This is a genomic window from candidate division KSB1 bacterium (genome assembly GCA_034506255.1).
Lineage (GTDB): Bacteria > Zhuqueibacterota > Zhuqueibacteria > Zhuqueibacterales > Zhuqueibacteraceae > Coneutiohabitans > Coneutiohabitans thermophilus.
The window spans coordinates 684,750-700,852 of record JAPDPX010000001.1 but is presented as its reverse complement, the minus strand read 5'-3'; the positions used below and the strand labels follow the sequence as shown (position 1 = coordinate 700,852).

Annotated in this window: 12 protein-coding genes; 10 read left to right on the top strand and 2 right to left on the bottom strand. The window is 60.5% G+C overall.

The genetic code is table 11. From position 1 onward, the window contains the following. The first annotated feature begins 65 nt into the window (after window positions 1-65). The 8 genes from ONB52_02860 to ONB52_02825 all read left to right on the top strand — a co-directional run bounded on the left by ONB52_02860 (window position 66) and on the right by ONB52_02825 (window position 11,488). A complete protein-coding gene (locus ONB52_02860) occupies window positions 66-2,222 on the top strand; it encodes an Omp28-related outer membrane protein (protein ID MDZ7415084.1) in 2,157 nt (718 codons plus the stop codon). 49 nt (window positions 2,223-2,271) lie between these two features. After that, window positions 2,272-3,477 (top strand): PEGA domain-containing protein, encoded by a 1,206-nt coding sequence (locus tag ONB52_02855; protein MDZ7415083.1) that lies wholly within the window; start codon window positions 2,272-2,274, stop codon window positions 3,475-3,477. A 31-nt stretch (window positions 3,478-3,508) separates the two neighbouring features. Continuing rightward, window positions 3,509-3,997, top strand: coding sequence for a TlpA family protein disulfide reductase (locus tag ONB52_02850; protein ID MDZ7415082.1), 489 nt, complete (start codon window positions 3,509-3,511; stop codon window positions 3,995-3,997). 3 nt (window positions 3,998-4,000) lie between these two features. Then, window positions 4,001-5,419, top strand: a complete 1,419-nt coding sequence (locus ONB52_02845; GenBank protein ID MDZ7415081.1) for a DUF6029 family protein — start codon at window positions 4,001-4,003, stop codon at window positions 5,417-5,419. 30 nt (window positions 5,420-5,449) lie between these two features. After that, window positions 5,450-6,715: an amidohydrolase family protein gene (locus ONB52_02840; protein ID MDZ7415080.1), complete on the top strand. Its 1,266-nt coding sequence runs from the start codon at window positions 5,450-5,452 to the stop codon at window positions 6,713-6,715. Between the two features lie 146 nt (window positions 6,716-6,861). Further along, the gene (locus ONB52_02835; GenBank protein MDZ7415079.1) at window positions 6,862-8,862 is read left to right on the top strand and encodes a S9 family peptidase; all 2,001 of its coding nucleotides are present in this window, start codon (window positions 6,862-6,864) and stop codon (window positions 8,860-8,862) included. Window positions 8,863-8,992: 130 nt separating this feature from the next. Then, a complete protein-coding gene (locus ONB52_02830) occupies window positions 8,993-10,393 on the top strand; it encodes an aminopeptidase P N-terminal domain-containing protein (GenBank protein MDZ7415078.1) in 1,401 nt (466 codons plus the stop codon). A gap of 33 nt (window positions 10,394-10,426) precedes the next feature. After that, entirely contained in the window at window positions 10,427-11,488 is a 1,062-nt protein-coding gene (locus ONB52_02825; protein MDZ7415077.1) for a N(4)-(beta-N-acetylglucosaminyl)-L-asparaginase, read from the top strand. 360 nt (window positions 11,489-11,848) lie between these two features. Here ONB52_02825 and hflC read toward each other — a convergent pair whose 3' ends face one another. Further along, on the bottom strand, window positions 11,849-12,805 hold the full coding sequence (gene hflC / locus ONB52_02820; GenBank protein MDZ7415076.1) for a protease modulator HflC: 957 nt from the start codon (window positions 12,803-12,805) through the stop codon (window positions 11,849-11,851). Then, window positions 12,802-13,791 carry an FtsH protease activity modulator HflK gene (gene hflK / locus ONB52_02815; protein MDZ7415075.1) on the bottom strand — a complete coding sequence of 330 codons (990 nt, stop codon included), beginning with the start codon at window positions 13,789-13,791 and terminating at the stop codon, window positions 12,802-12,804. Before hflK ends, hflC begins: the two co-directional genes overlap by 4 nt. Before the next feature lie 279 nt (window positions 13,792-14,070). Here hflK and ONB52_02810 point away from each other — a divergent pair, with 279 nt between their 5' ends. Beyond that, window positions 14,071-14,691, top strand: a complete 621-nt coding sequence (locus tag ONB52_02810; GenBank protein ID MDZ7415074.1) for a DEAD/DEAH box helicase — start codon at window positions 14,071-14,073, stop codon at window positions 14,689-14,691. Between the two features lie 218 nt (window positions 14,692-14,909). Then, window positions 14,910-16,094 carry an RQC domain-containing protein gene (locus ONB52_02805; GenBank protein ID MDZ7415073.1) on the top strand — a complete coding sequence of 395 codons (1,185 nt, stop codon included), beginning with the start codon at window positions 14,910-14,912 and terminating at the stop codon, window positions 16,092-16,094. Window positions 16,095-16,103 lie beyond the last annotated feature (9 nt).

Genomic DNA, 16,103 nt, shown 5'->3' with positions numbered 1-16,103 from the left:
CTCGTACCGTCCGGTCATTTCGGCGGCTGTTGCACTCACTCCTAATATTCCAGTGGAGGGGCTTTATGAAACGCATCACGCGGTTTCCTTTTTCCGCCGCAGCGGCGGCGTTCCTTGCCGCCCTGCTGTTTGCGTCCGGGGTTCCCACGCTGCTGCTCGGCCAGACGCAACGCAACCCGGTGCTCGAGTTTTGCACCGGCACCTGGTGCCAGTGGTGCCCGTGTGGTGACGATGTCGTGCACAGCATCCTGGCCAGCCATCCCAACACCATTGTGCTGGCCTATCACGGTCCCACCGGTGCGGGCGATCCCTTTGCCAACTTCAGCGGCAATTCTATCATCAACGCCCTCGGCTTCAACGCCTACCCCACCGGCATTGTCGATCGCGTCACCGGCATCATCAACCGCAATATTTGGCTGCAGCAAATCAGCAACCGTGCGGCAATCCCCGCGACGGTGGGCATGACGATGAAGCGAAAATACGACCGCACCACGCGCAAATTCACCGCCACCGTCGATTTCACCGCACTGCAAAACTTGAACGGCGAGTACCGCTGGAACGCCATTCTCGTCGAAGACGGGCAGGTTTATCCCCAGACTTCCAACAACACCTGCACGCCGGGCCGCACCAGCCTGCCGAATTACGTGCATGAGTGGACCGTGCGCGCGATGATGAACGGCGCGCTCGGCCAGCAACTCGTCAATGGCACGTGGATGCAAAATCAAACGCTTTCCCAAACCCTGGAGTACACCGTGCCTGGCGGCACCCCGGCCATCGTCCCGGAGAAATGCACCGTGGTGGTGAAAGTCTACAAGGTTGGCTCCTCGCTCGCCGCCAACAGTGAAATTCAACAGGCGCAACGCTGGCCGCTGCTGTCGGATTACGAGGCGCAATTTGCCGCCAACACCAAAGAGGCGCTGGGCCCCAGCAGCGCGCCGGCCAGTTTCCCGGCGACGTTGACCAACAGCGGCCTACTCCCCGACACCTACACTCTCAACCTCGAATTTGCCGGACCGACCGGCTGGGCGGCCTCCTTCACCAGCCCCAATGGCACCTTCGCTCCCGGCCAGTCCGATGCCCTGACGCTGGCAGCCGGGCAGTCTGCCACGCTGACGGTGAATGTCAACGCCAACGCCATCAACGGCATGGGCCTCGCACGACTGCGCTTCTCCTCCGCGAATGTGGCTGCGGAGCAGTTGGAATTCCGTTTCACCACTCTGGGCCTGGATCTGCTGCTCGTTGATGATGAAGAGGGCAATTATGAATCTTTCATGATGTCGCCCCTCGAACAATCCGGCCAAAAGTATGGCGTCATCTCCAGCCGCCTGCTGCCGCCCGCGGGAGACGACCTCTACAGCTTCCAGAGCATTTTCTGGATGACCGCGCTCTCCCGGCCGGGGCTGACGCCGGCGGAACAGGAGCAGCTCAAGGCGTATCTCGATCATGGCGGGCGCTTGTATTTGAACGGTCTCGATCTCGCCTATCAACTCGGCGATTCGACGAGTCGGTATTACTCCGCGGCCAGCCGGGAATTTCTCACGAAGTATTTGCATGCTGCCTACGTGCAACGGAATGGCACGCCGGCAGTGGTGGAAGGCATCGCCGGTGATCCGATTTCGGAGAGCCTGCCGCTGCTTTTCCTCACCGGCGGCACGGGTGCAAGCACGGTCAATCCCGACCAGGACAGATTCGCCAATCAAATCACACCGGCGGGACCTTACAGCCACGCGATTTTCAACTTTTTCCAAATGCCCCAGGCCTTCGCCGGCATACGCGCGGTGCACTACGGCACGCACGGCACGGGGCGCGTCGTTTTCACCACTTTTGGTTTTGAGACCATTGACGGCGCGCAAGATCGCAAATTGTTGTTCGACAAGATTGCCGCCTGGCTGGCGCTTCCCACCGGCGTTGCGGCGCCCGGAGAAGCGGGGCAGGTTTACCACTTTGAGCTGGCGGCGAACTATCCCAATCCCTTCAATCCGGAGACGCGCATCGTTTACACCCTGCCCACCGGTGCCCGCGCGCTGGCGACGCTGGTGGTGATCAGCCAGCTCGGCCAAACCGTGCGCACACTGGTCGAGCAGGAACAGGGCGGCGGTCGCTACCAAGTGACCTGGGACGGCCGCGATGACCGGGGCCAGCGGGTGCGCAGCGGGGTTTATTTCTACCGTCTGCGCCATGGCAACCTGCAGGAGGCGCGCAAAATGGTGCTGTTGCATTGAGCTTCGGGCACGGCAATCAGCCCAATTGAATCTGCGCATGAGAAAAACAATGCGGTTCGCATTTTTGCTGTGCTGCGGCCTGTTTGCCTGCACCACCAAAGACGGCCAACTGGTTTCACTCGAACCGGGTACGGGGGGCTTGGTGGTGCAGGCGTCCGTGGGCCGCGGCCGAATTTTCATCGATTATCGCGACACCGGAAAAGAAGCGCCCGCGTTGATCACGGATTTGGCCCCGGGGCGGCACGTCGTGCATCTCTTCCTTGCCGGGCACAGCGTGATTCCCGATTCCCACAACATCAACATCACCGCCGGCGGGGAAGCCCGCGTGGAATTCGAACTGCGGCAAAGCTCGAGCGTCGGCACAGTGCAGATCAATTCCACGCCGGCGGGCGCGCTCGTGCGAGTCAACCGCCTGCCGTTTGGCCGCACGCCTTTGACCATCGCCGGTTTGGCCAGCGGCGATCATGAGCTGACTCTGCATAAAGGCGGATATGAACCGGTGCGCCAATCAGTTCGCATTCGCACCAATCAAACCACCGAGCTTAAGTCAACTCTGGTGCTGCGGCCGGCATTGACGTTGGTCGAACATTTCTCCAACACCGATTGCGCGCCCTGCCCGGAGGCTGATCGCATCATCGAGGCCGTGCTGGTCGAAAAGGGCGTTGATTCAGCGGCAGTGATCTCCTATCATCCCGATTTCCCCGGCCGGCAGGACCCCATGTTTCTCGCGGCACCAGCGGACAATCTCAGCCGCTATGGTTTCTACAACCGGCCGCCACTGCCTTTCGTGGTGGTGGATGGTGTGCGGCGGCTGGCGGGCACCTCCAATCTCGCAGTCCGTTTTCGCAGCGCACTGGCCGGCCGCAGCGACAGGCAGCCCGTCGCGCTGCTGGATTTTGAGGACTTCGCGGAGGTGCAACAATCCGCGCGCGCCCTCAACGGCAAAGTGCGTGTCGAAGCGCTCGCAGATCTGGCCGGCCAAAACGCGGTTTTGCATCTCGCTTTGATCGAACGGGAGGTTGCTTTTGCAGTGGCGCCCGGTTCCAACGGCCAGAAGCGCTTCTTTGACGTGATGCGCGCGTTTTATCCCAACGCCGAAGGCCGGGTGGTTGCCCTGGCGCCGGGCGCGAGTGCGGTCTTCGCCTTCGCGTTTGCACGAAAGACAGAATGGACCGGTGTGTTGCAGGTGGTGGCTTTTGTGCAAAACAGTGTGACCGGCGAGGTGTTGCAGGCGCTGTGGTCCGCTGCGGATTGAACCACGAACAAATTTGGAGATAAGGATTTCCATGAAGCCCGCACGAATCATCATGGTGTTCAGCCTGGCGCTGCTCGGCTTGGCGCGGCCCGAACGCGGCCCTGATTTTGTCTTGCCGGACCTCGCCGGCGGCAACTACAAGCTCTCCGAGCATCTCGGCAAGGGGCCGATCCTGATCAATTTTTGGGCAACCTGGTGCGTGCCCTGTCACGCCGAGATGAGAAAGCTGAAGGAAATTCACGAACAATACGCCGGCCGCGGACTGACGATCCTCGCCATTGCGATCGATGATCCCAAAACCGTCGGCAAGGTCAAAAGCTTCGTGCACAGCAATCGCTACCCGTTTCATTTCCTGCTGGACACCGACAACAAGGTGTTCAAGCTTTATCAGGGCACGAATCCGCCGCTGTCGGTGCTGCTCGACAAGAACGGCGAAATCGTCTCCACCCACACCGGCTACCGCAAAGGTGACGAAAAAAAACTGGCGGAACGGATTGCCCGGCTGCTGCCAGCGGAGTGAACCGTGCATTTGATCATCACCTGCCTGATTCTGCTCTCCCTCCTGCCCGCAGCGGCGGCGCGGGCGCAGCTTGAAATTTCCGGCAACAATCAGCTTGAATATGCCCGCAATGCCAGCGCTGATGTCAGGCTGCAATCGCGCGGCCGCCGCGATTTCTTTGAGAATTGGATGGAAGGCAACCTGCGCTATCGCCGGTTTCGCCTGGGGCTGCGGCTGGAAATGCACAATGCGCCGCAAATCTACGCACCTGATCAATCCATCCGCCGCGCCGAATTCGGCCAGCGTTTTTTGGAGTATGACAGCGGCACGTTGACCATCCGCGCCGGCCACAATTATGCCCTGCTGGGCCGCGGCCTGACGCTGCGCTTCTTCGAGAACCGGCAATTGCGCTACGACACCCGTCTGGATGGCCTCACGCTTGCCTGGCGCCGCAAAAACTTCGACCTCACCCTGCTCACCGGCCAGCCGATCAATCGCGAGAATGAACGGCAGAAACTTTTTCATGCCGGGGAATGCCGTCTGAAACCACTGCCGCAGGTGCATGTCGGCATGACGGGTGTCACCACCCGGCCCGCAAACGGGCGGCGCGTGAGCTGGGGCTCGCTGTTTTCCGAAATCAATCTGGCGCGCGGCGGCTTTTATCTCGAATACGCCCGGGAAGACAATCGCAACGAAAGCGAGCCGGGCGCGGCGCTTTATCTCAACGCCACCGCGCTGCTGGGCGCCCTCAGCCTGACCGCGGAATACAAGGACTATGATCGCTTCGAGCAATTCGAGGGCGCCTATTTCAACAATCCCCCGCTGGTCGCGCGCGAGCATCTCTACACCCTGCTCAACCGCCATCAGCTCGTGCAAAACGCCAATGACGAGACCGGGTATGCCGTCGAAGCGGCGTGGCCGGTGATCATGGATGGTGTGCTCACCGCGCACTACAGCCGGACCGCAAATCACCGGCGCGAGCGACTGTATGAGGAATTCTACGGCCAGTTCGAGTGGCACACGCCCTCCGCCTGGGAATTGTTCGGCGCGGCCGGCCGCCAGCAGGACGCCGCGGCGCGCCATCTCAATCTCGCCGGCAGCGCCACCATCGCGGTTTCGGATTTCCACGCCCTGAAGGCGGTAGTCGAGCATCAGCACACGCGCCGGCTGTTGAACGATCAGCAATTTTACAGCCAGGCGGTGACGCTCGGCCTGAGTCATGCGCCCGACTGGGCGATCGCCCTGCTCGGTGAGCGCACCACCGAGCAGGATTTGCGTCGCAGGCTCTGGCTGGCGCTGCAACTCGATGTGAATTTCTGGAAGAACTGCGATCTGTCGCTGGTTGCCGGCTCGCGGCGCAAGGGCAAAATCTGCGTCGGTGGCGTGTGTGTCATCAAGCCCGAGCTGGAGGGCGTGGAGCTGACGCTGATCACGCGTTTCTGAAGCGGGTTGATTATTCCCAAAGGGGCCGTCATGCGTTTTTCAATCATCGTTTTGCTTTTGTGTCTGAACGCCGCAGTCATCACGGCACAAGAGGCAGCGCCGGTGCTGGCGCTCAGTGCCGCGCGCCTGTTCGATGCGCACAACGGCAAACTGCTGCCGCAGCGCGTGGTGCTGGTGCAGGGTAATCGCATTCTCGCGGTGCAGGAGCAAACGGCGGCGCTGCCGGCCAACTGCAAGCGCCTCGATCTCGGGGAGGCCACGCTCCTGCCCGGCTTGATCGACGCCCACAGCCATCTTTTCCTTCACCCCTACAACGAGACCTCGTGGAATGATCAAGTGCTCAAAGAATCCCTCAGCCTGCGCACCGTGCGCGCCGTGGTGCACGCGGAAAAAACGCTGCTGGCGGGATTCACCACCCTGCGCGATCTCGGCACCGAAGGTGCGGCATACGCCGATCTCGGCATCCGGGATGCCATCAACCAGGGCCTCATTCCCGGCCCGCGCCTGCTGGTGGCCACCGCGGCGATCGTCATCACCGGCGGTTATGGTCCGGCGGGATTCGATCCGCGCTGGGAAGTGCCGCAGGGCGCGGAAATCGCCGATGGCGTTGACGGCGTGCGGCGCGTGGTGCGCCGCCAAATCGGGCACGGCGCGGACTGGATCAAGGTCTACGCCGATTATCCCCACGGCGGCGTGAACGCGCCCACCTTCACGCGCGAAGAATTGCGGGCGGCAGTCGAAGAGGCCGCGGCAACGGGACATGCCGTGGCCGCGCACGCCAACACCCCGGAAGGCATCCGCCGCGCCGTGCTCGCCGGCGTGAAAAGCATCGAACACGGCAGCCAGGCCGACGAAGAGAGCTTGAAGCTGATGCGCGAACACCAGGTCGCCCTTTGTCCGACTTTGGCGGCGGTGGAGGCGATTGCCGGCTATGCCGCGCCGCCTGAACGGGAGGAGCGGCAGCGCCGCGTCGCCGGGCAAAAGGCGATGTTCCAGCGGGCGTTGCAACTCGGTGTGACCATCGTCTGCGGCAGCGATGTGGGCGTGTTTGCGCACGGCGGGAATGCCAGGGAAATCGAACTCATGGTGCAGTATGGCATGTCCCCGGCAGCGGCGCTGCAAGCCGCGACCATCAATGCCGCCAGGCTGCTCGGCATGGCGGAGCAAATCGGGGAATTGTCGCCCGGCAAACTCGCCGACCTCATTGCTGTCCGAGGGGATCCCCTGGGCGATGTTCGCAAGCTGCGGGAAGTGATTTTGGTGATGAAAGACGGCAGGATTTACCGCCGGGAGTGACGAGGAGCCCTCCTGCCACTCCACATGCGTGAAACTGCGGCAGCCGCTGTTGCGCAAGCGATGCGGGAAGCGCTGCCGTTGAACAATCCCGGAATTCCTGTTGGCATTTTCAGGAAAAACTCATGTTCAATGCAAGGAGAAGGGCCATGTTGGTACGCAACAGAATGAGTGCCATGGCAATCTTGCTCTTGCTGGCTGCTGTGAGCCTGCTGGCGCAAAACCGCCTGACACCGGAGATGGTGGTGAATCTCAAGATCGTGAGCGCCGCGGAGATCGATCCGTCCGGCAAAAATGTCGCCTATGTGCTCACCTCCGCACGCGGCCTGGAGGAGGAAAAAGGCGGCCGCTACAGCGAGTTGTTTGTCGTTCCCGCCGCCGGTGGTGCGGCACGACAGTACACCTATAAGCCGCAGGGCGTCAGCTCGCCGCAGTGGTCGCCGGATGGCGGGTGGATCTACTTCACCGCGCAACGCGAGGAACAGAGTGAGCGCAACGCGATTTATCGCATCGCGCTCGATGGCGGCGAAGCCCGCCTGGTGGCCAGCGCGGCCAATGACATCACCTCCTTTCTTCTCTCGCCTGACGGCCAGTGGCTCGCCTACCTCATGACCGATCCCGAGACTGCCGGCGACAAGCAAAATGCGAAGATTGGCAGGGACGTTCGCACCGTCGACCAGCAGTTCAAATTTCCCCGCCTGTATGTGCAGGCGGTGGCGGGCGGCGAGGCCAAAGCGCTGACCGGCGAAATCGCGGTGTGGAGTTTTGCCTGGTCGCCGGATGCCGGCCGGCTGGTCGTGCAAGCGAGTGCCACCCCCAAAACCGATGACTCCTACATGTTCAAGAAGCTCTACACCGTCAGCCGCAGCGGGGGCGAGCTCAAACTGCTCACCGAAACCAGGGGCAAACTCGGCCACATGTCCTGGTCGCCGGACGGCCGGCACCTTGCCTTTCTGGCAGGCGTTGATGAAAGCGATCCCACCAACGGCAGCATCTTTGTCGTCGCCGCCACCGGTGGCGCCGCGACGAACCTCACCGAAAACTATGAGGGCACGGTAACCTGGGTCGAATGGATCAACGCCACGACGCTGGCTTTCACCGCGGTCGAGCGCAGCCACACGGTGTTGAAAACCATGCCGGCGCAGGGCGGCAAAATGACGGCAGTGATCAGCAGCGGCTTCACCTTCAGTTCGGCCTCGCTGGCGAAGGACGGCAAAACGTTCGCACTGGTGGCCAATACCGATCTTCACCCCAATGAGGCTTTCAGCGGCAGCCTGGCCACCGGCAAGCTCACGCGCTTGAGCAACAGCAATCCCGAATTGGCCGGTGTGCAACTCGCCGGTAGCGAAGAAATTTCCTGGAGCGCGCGCGACGGTTTGGAAATCACCGGCCTGCTGATGCTGCCGTTGAACTACGAGAAGGGCAAGCGCTATCCCTGCATCGTGCAGATTCACGGCGGTCCGGAAAGCGCCTACTTGGACGGCTGGAGCACCAACTATGTGCAATGGGGCGAGCTGCTGGCGGCCAACGGATTCGTGGTGTTCAGCCCGAACTATCGCGGCAGCACCGGGCGTGGCGTGGCTTATGCCAAAGCGGACCACAAGGACCTCGGCGGCCGCGAATTCGAAGACGTGCTTGATGGTCTGGCGCATCTCGAGCGCCAGGGGTTGATTGATTTGAGCCGCGTCGGCATCGGCGGTTTTTCCTACGGTGGCTATTTCTCCGCGCTGGCCGCGACGCGCTACAGCGAGCATTTCAGGGCCGCCTCCATGGGCGCGGGCATTGCCAACTGGATTTCCTTCACGGGCACCTCCGACATTCCCCATGAAAATTCGATGGTGCATTGGAATCTGTCGGTGTGGGAGAACATGGAAAAGGCGTGGCTGGCCTCGCCCATGGCGCACGTGCAAAAGTCGAAAACGGCTTTGCTCATCTCGCATGGTGACCGGGATGATCGCGTGCCGATCTCGCAGGGCCGGGAAATTTACACCGCGCTCAAGATGCTGGGCAAGACGGTGGAGTTCGACATCTATCCGCGCGAAGCGCACGGCTTTCGCGAGGTCAACCATCAGCTCTTTTCCATCAAGCGCAACCTCGAGTGGTTTGAAAAATATGTGAAAGGCGCCACCAGCGGACCGGCGGTGCCGTGAGCAGACACCGTCAGCATGAACACGGTCGCGCAGACCACCGGCGAGCCCGCCCGGGAAATGCTTGCGCAGCGGCATTTCCGGAGGCAAGCAGGAGAATCGGACGCAAATTTAATCTCAGAGGATTGCATCCATGAAACGTCGGCCCACTGCAGTACTTCTTGCAATTCTTCTCTTTTCATCTTCGCTGCGGGCGCAAACGCCACGGGACTGGCAGGCGCACCGCGCCGCCTTCCTGCGCCATCTCAGCAGCAGGAGCGTTGCCCTGTTCAAGGCGGCTGAGGTGACCATGCGCAACGGCGATGTCGAGCATGCCTACCGTCAGGACAGCAATTTCTACTACCTCACCGGCTGCCCGGAGCCGGAGGCGAAACTGCTGCTGGTGCCGGCCGGCCTCACGGTCCCAGGGCACACCCAGCCGGCGAGGGAAATCCTGTTTGTGCGGCCACGCAATCCTCATGCGGAAATGTGGGAGGGCCCACGCCTGGGCGTGGCGGGCGCGCAAAGTGAGCTGGGATTCGCCGTCGTTCTGCCCACGGAAGCGTTTGACCGAATTTACCGTGCCGCCCTGGCGGCTGCCGATACCTTGTATTTGGAGACCGGCCGCCCGGAATCATATCACCCTGCCTCGCCGGCATCCGATTCCACGCGCAGCGCACTGGAGGCGTTGTTGGGCGTGAAGCTCGAGCATCCCGGCAAAATTCTGAACCGCCTGCGCGAGGTCAAGTCACCGGCGGAGATCGCACTGCTGCGCCGCGCCATTGCCATCACCTGCGAGGCGCAGCGCACGGTCATGGCCTCGGCGCAGACCGGCATGCGCGAGTATGAACTGCAGGCCATGCTCGAGTATGTCTTCACCAAAAACGGCAGCCCGCGTCTGGGCTTCCCCTCCATCGTCGGTTCGGGCCCCAATTCCTGCATTTTGCATTATCGTGCCGGCGACCGCCAAACGCAGCCGGGCGACCTGGTGGTGATCGATATCGGCGCGGAATACGGCATGTACACCGCGGACGTGACGCGCACGATTCCGATCAGTGGGAAATTCTCCCGGGAGCAGGCCGCCATCTACAATATCGTGCTGGCCGCGCAGGAGGCGGCCGTGGCACTGGTCAAGCCCGGAGTGGGCTTCCAGGATCTGCGCGCCGCTGCCGTGCGCGTGATCGTGGAGGGCTTGATCAAACTCGACATCCTCAAAGGCACAGTCGAAGAGAACGTGCGCGCCGGGACCTACCGCGATTTCTTTCCGCATGGCCTGAGCCACTACCTCGGCCTGGACGTACACGACGCTGGCACCTACGGCCCGCTGCAGGCCGGGACGGTTTTCACCATCGAGCCTGGCATCTACATTTCTGCCGCCACCGCGAAGAAACACGGCCTGCCAGAGCGCTACGCCAACCTGGGCGTGCGCATCGAGGATGACATTCTGGTGACGGAAACCGGCTATGAGAATCTCTCCGCCGGCGCACCGCGCAGCGTGGCTGAAATTGAAGCCCTGATGGCGCAAACAGGTCAATTCGAAAAGATGGCGGAGTGACAACGAAAAGCAACCAGTAACGAGGAGGAGAAAATGAGCACCAAGCTGTCGCGACGGGGATTCCTGAAAGCCGCCACCGGTTTGGGCGCGGCATGCGCAACCGTGGCGGGTTTCCCCGCGATCGTCACGAGCAAAACCCGAAGACGCGCGCAGCCCGGCGGCAAGCTGCCGGTGCTGATTTGCAGTCGCGGTGAAGAATGGGGCCGCAAAACCAACGGCCCGGGCTGGGAAATCCTCAGCCAGGGTGGCAACGTGCTTGATGCTGTCGAGAAAGCCGCGAATGTCACCGAACTCGATCCCGAGGATGCCAGCGTGGGCTATGGCGGCCTTCCCAATGAAGACGGCGTGGTGCAACTCGATGCCTCCTGCATGTATGGCCCGAGCTACAAGGCCGGCTGCGTGGCCGCACTGGAGGGCATCAAAACGCCGAGCAGCGTGGCGCGTCTGGTGATGGAGCGCACCGATCACATGATGCTGGTCGGAGCCGGTGCGCAGCGTTTTGCGATCATGCACGGTTTTCAGGTGGAAAACTTGCTGACGGAAAAAGCGCGGCTGATCTGGCTGAAATGGAAGGAGAATCACAGCGACCAGGACGACTGGCTCCCCCCTGCCGACGGCATCTACAGGGATCGCAGCGGGCGCGTCCATGGCACGATCAATGTGCTCGGCGTCGATGAGAAGGGCAACATTGCCGGCATCACCACCACCAGCGGGCTGGCGTACAAAATCTCCGGCCGGGTGGGCGATTCGCCGATCATCGGCGCGGGCCTGTATGTTGACAACGAAGTCGGCGCGGCGGGCGCCACCGGCCGTGGTGAGGAAGTAATCCGCACCTGCGGCAGTTTTTACATCGTCGCGCTGATGCGCCAGGGGCTCAGCCCCACGGCCGCGTGTGTCGAGGCCTGCAAGCGCATCATCGGGATCAACAAAAAACTCGGGATCAAAATCGATTTCTACGACAAATTCATTGCGGTGAACAAAAAAGGCGAAGTGGGGTGCGCCGCGATTGCCTATCCCCCGGATCGCCCCCATGAAGTTGCCTTCACCAATCCCGACGGCTTCACCGCGATGGCAGGCGAACTGGTGAAGCCTTGAGGCTGAGAAGATTCTTCGCCTTCGGCGAGCTGATGCCGGCCGGTGAACCTCACCGCGTCGGCATCACTACTTTGGGAGAATGTTTTTGCCACGGCTTGGCCGTGGCCTCGAAATCCGCAGAGTTCCTACCGCGCTCGAGGTTTCAAAAATCTCGGCACAGCCGAGATCAGAACATTCTCGAACAGGCACGGGTCACCCCTCAGTCTGCGCATATCTCTTCCCGTTTCTGAAGCCCTTTGTTCCGCGAACTCCCCTGCCAAGGTGATCCCCACGGGAACGGCCGCGAGTGAAAATTCCACTGCGCGCCAGGAAGTCCGCCGGCAACAGCCGGGTGCTGCCGGCGGCTCGGCACCGTTTCCGTCAGCGCGGCGCGGTGCTCTTGAGATACTTGAGGAAATCCGCATCGGTTTTCAGGAACAGCGTGCTGTTCTGGTTGAGCGTGGTGCGATACGACTCCAGCGTCTGCAGAAAGGAATAAAATTCCGGGTCGCGATTGTAGGCCTCGGCATAAATTCTGGCGGCGCGGGCATCGGCCTCGCCCTTGATTTGCTGCGCCTGCTTGTACGCCTGCGAGGTGATGGTCTGCAGGTCCTTCTCGCGCTGGCCCTCGATCTTGGCACGCTCGCCCTGGCCTTCGGAGCGGTATTTCTCCGCGATGCGATTGCGCTCCGCAATCATGCGGTCGTACACCTTGCGCAGCACGTCGTCGATGTAGTTGATGTGCTTGATGCGGACGTCGATGACCTCGATGCCGTATTGCGGCACCATCTCGCTCACCTTGGCGAGAATGCGGTCCATGATTTTGCTGCGGCCGCTGTTGATGGTCTCGATTTCCTGCGATTCCACCACGGGCCCGATCGTGCCCGAATCGCCTTCGACGATGGTGGTCATCTCGCGGTTGCTGTTGCGCACCACCTCGATGAGCGGGCTTTGCGTGATGATGTCGCGGGTGACGCCGTCGATGATGTCGTCGAGCCGGCTTTGCGCCGCGGTTTCATTGTTGACAGATTGATAGAACTTCAGCGGATCGACGATGCGCCAGCGTGCGAAGGTGTTGACCCAGATGTATTTCTTGTCCTCCGTGGGGATTTGATTGGGCGCGCCGTCCCATTCCAAAATGCGCTTGTCGAAAAACGTGACTTTTTGAATGAAGGGCAGTTTGACATGCAGGCCGGCATCCCGCACCGGCCGGCCGACAGGCTGGCCAAACTGCGTGATGATCGCCTGCTCGGTCTCATCGAGCGTGTAGAGGGCGGCATTGGCCGCCAGCAGCGACACCAGAGCCGCCATCGTCAACAACACACGGCGAACATTCATGGCCGGTCTCCCTTCTCCTGGCCGCGCATCTGCAACAGGGGAATCAGATTGCCCTGCTTGTCATCGATGATGTAGACCTCCTTGATGCGCGGCATGACCTCGAGCATCGTTTCCAGGTACAGGCGGCGCCGGGTGACGTCGCGGGCGCGGCTGTATTCCTGCCAAATCGCGAGAAACTTGTCGGCATCGCCGCGCGCGCGGTTAATGCGATTGACGCTGTAGCCCTCCGCCTGCCGCAGCAGTTGCTCGGCCTCGCCCTGCGCCTGCGGAATGACTTTGTTGTAGGCTTCCAGCGCCTCGTTGATGATGCGCTCGCGCTCCTGTTTGGCTTCATTGACGGCATTGAACGCCGGCTGCACCGGCCCCGGCGGATTGACGTCCTGCAGATTGACGGTCACAATATCGACCCCGGTTTCGGTGTGATCGAGCAATTGCTGCAGCAGATCGCGCACCTCCAGCGAAATCTCCTGGCGATTGGTGATAATGACTTCATCGACGCTGTGATCACCCACCACCTGCCGCATCGCCGACTCCGTCAAATCACGGATGGTGCCGGTGATGTCGCGCACATGAAAGAGATAGGCCCTGGGATCCTTGATGCGATACTGCACGATCCACTCCACCAGCGCACAGCTCAAATCGCCGGTGAGCATCAGGGACTCGGCGCTGTAGTCGCCCTCTGCATAAGTCGAGCGCACGCCCGGCGCCTGCGTGCGATAACCGAATTCCTCCTTGAGCACCCGCTGCACTTTCACCCTTTTCACCGTTTCAATCCCAAACGGGATCTTCATGTGCAGCCCGGGCTGCATCGTCTCAACATACTTGCCGAAGCGCTGGATCACGCCGACTTCATCCGCATCGACGGTGTAGAATGACGAGAGTAAAAACCAGACGACAACCGCGCCGATCGCAATCAAACGCAGCCATCGGCCTTCAAAGCGCGGCAGTTCGACGACTCTGCCGCTCATGTTTACCATACGCGCCATAGCGCCCAGCCTCCTTTCTGCATTTTCAAACCTGTGGGTGAACAAACACGGAAAAACCTGCACGGCGCTGCCTTGCTCCGCGACAAATTTCGCGGCGGGCTGCAACGCCGTTTTGCGAACTCACAGGCCTGTCATGGGCAAGCTAACAGAATTTGGCGATTGTGCAAGGAATTAACCTCGCACCGGCCGGGCATGCCCTCCCTCCGGCAAATTCGACTTGCAATTCAGGCGTACTTTTGGCATCATATAAAAGTTCGCGCGCAATTTGGGGCTCACGCCATGAATCACATTGATCATGTTTTGGGGCAGGCAGAAGACTTGTTGCACACCGCTTGCAAGCACCGGCGCTTTCGCCCGGGGCAAGGCGAAATTCTTGCTGCGGTTCTGGCCGGAGAACATGTGCTGGCCATCATGCCAACCGGCGGCGGCAAATCGCTTTGCTATCAACTGCCGGCGTTACTTTTTGACGGGCTGACGCTGGTGGTCGCGCCGCTGCTTGCTTTGATGAAAGATCAGGTCGATCAATTACACGCCAAGAGTTATCCCGCGGGCTTTATCAATTCCACTTTAACGCCGGGGGAGAACCGTGAGCGCCTGCACGAAGCGCATGCGGGCCGCATCAAACTACTTTATGTCACGCCCGAGCGTTTCCAATCCGGTTATTTCATCGAACAGTTGCACGGCATGAACATTTCGCTGTTTGCGATTGACGAAGCGCATTGCATCTCGCAATGGGGGGCTCGATTTTCGGCCTTCCTATTTGCAATTGCGGCGCGCCGTGGATACGCTCAATGCACAACGCATCATGGCGTTGACCGCCACGGCCACGCAACGCGTGCACGACGATATTCTCAAACAACTCAAGCTGGACAATCCCAAAACATTCATCGCCGGCTTTGACCGGCCGAATTTACGTTTTGCCGTCAAACACTCGGCGGATAAGATTAGCCCTATTTGCGATTATCTCCGCCGCCACGAAGGCCTGGGCATGGTCTGCGCCGGCACGCGCAAGAGTGTCGACAATTTGGTTGCCGCATTGACCAAAGAAAAAATCAAGGCTGCCGGTTATCACGCGGGTATGGATTTGCCGGCGCGCAAATTCGCGCAAAGAGTTGTTCGTGAACGAAAAAATCCGCTGTATCGTTGCCACCAATGCCTTCGGCATGGGCATCGACAAATCCAACGTGCGCTTTGTGTTGCATACCGACATGCCGGGCACACTTGAGGCCTGCCATCGAGAGGGCGGGCGCGCGGGACGCGACGACGAACCGGCTGATTGCATTATCTTTTATTCGCCCCAGGATTTGTTCTTGCAGGAATTTTTTATCGACAATGACAACCCCGAACCTGAGATCGTGCATGAGGTCTACGACGTCTTGCGTAACGCGGAGGTTGACGTTGGCCATATCATTCAGTGGCGCAGCGACGAAATTGCCCGCATGCTCGGCGAGAACACCACCGCCTCCCTGGTCAATGCCGCCTTGCAGTTTCTCACAGAGATTCACTGTTTGACCTTGATCACGCCTCCTCCGGATACGTTTTATTTCAGATTGACAACTTGCAAAACTACGCAACACCCAGAGAAGCCAGAGGCGCAAACCGCAACAATGCCGTTGAATTTTTTACAAGAATTGGCAGGCGATGCACCTGCCACATGGCATCGTCTTGATTTGCGCGAGCCGGTGCGCTTATTGCACCTCTCACGGAGCCGGCTTATGCAAGGTTTGGAAGCCTTGGCCGCGCAAAATTTCTTGCAGATCGCCGGGCCCTTCAAACACCGCGGCATTCTATTGAGCGATGCCAAACGGCCGTTGCGCTTTGACAAAAACATTCTCATTCAGCGCCGCATCGAAGCCACGGCCAAGCTGCGCCACATGCAGCGTTATTGCGAGCTGGCAAGCTGCCGGCGGCATTTCATCCTCGATTCTTTCGGTGAAAGCCATGCGGCAACGCGCTGCGAAAATTGTGACAATTGCGGAATCGTCTGGCAGACGTCAGCCGAGGCAACGCTGCTCGCGCAGAAAATTTTGAGTTGCGTCGTGCGCATGCAAGAACGCTTCGGCGCAAAAGCAGTGGCAGAAGTACTCAAAGGCTCAAACACTGAACGCAGCCGCAATTTTGCCGGGTTATCGACCTTTGCACTGCTGCGTGACCTGCCGTTAAAGCAAATTGAAAAAGACATTCAGCGTTTGATCCTGCGAGTTACCTCGCACGCAGCGACGGCGAATATCCCGTGCTGCAAGTCACGCCCAAAGACTGGGAAGTCTTGCGCGGACAGCGCCAGGCTGCATTGCCAGCGGTAATGCAAGAAC

What these genes read in the sequence shown, in the direction of transcription:
- ONB52_02840 (MDZ7415080.1), top strand. Translation starts at nt 5,450, where the DNA reads ATGCGTTTTTCAATCATCGTTTTGCTTTTGTGTCTGAACGCCGCAGTC.
- ONB52_02825 (MDZ7415077.1), top strand. Translation starts at nt 10,427, where the DNA reads ATGAGCACCAAGCTGTCGCGACGGGGATTCCTGAAAGCCGCCACCGGT.
- ONB52_02850 (MDZ7415082.1), top strand. Translation starts at nt 3,509, where the DNA reads ATGAAGCCCGCACGAATCATCATGGTGTTCAGCCTGGCGCTGCTCGGC.
- ONB52_02810 (MDZ7415074.1), top strand. Translation starts at nt 14,071, where the DNA reads ATGAATCACATTGATCATGTTTTGGGGCAGGCAGAAGACTTGTTGCAC.
- ONB52_02855 (MDZ7415083.1), top strand. Translation starts at nt 2,272, where the DNA reads ATGCGGTTCGCATTTTTGCTGTGCTGCGGCCTGTTTGCCTGCACCACC.
- hflK (MDZ7415075.1), bottom strand. Translation starts at nt 13,791, where the DNA reads ATGGCGCGTATGGTAAACATGAGCGGCAGAGTCGTCGAACTGCCGCGC.
- ONB52_02830 (MDZ7415078.1), top strand. Translation starts at nt 8,993, where the DNA reads ATGAAACGTCGGCCCACTGCAGTACTTCTTGCAATTCTTCTCTTTTCA.
- hflC (MDZ7415076.1), bottom strand. Translation starts at nt 12,805, where the DNA reads ATGAATGTTCGCCGTGTGTTGTTGACGATGGCGGCTCTGGTGTCGCTG.
- ONB52_02835 (MDZ7415079.1), top strand. Translation starts at nt 6,862, where the DNA reads ATGTTGGTACGCAACAGAATGAGTGCCATGGCAATCTTGCTCTTGCTG.
- ONB52_02860 (MDZ7415084.1), top strand. Translation starts at nt 66, where the DNA reads ATGAAACGCATCACGCGGTTTCCTTTTTCCGCCGCAGCGGCGGCGTTC.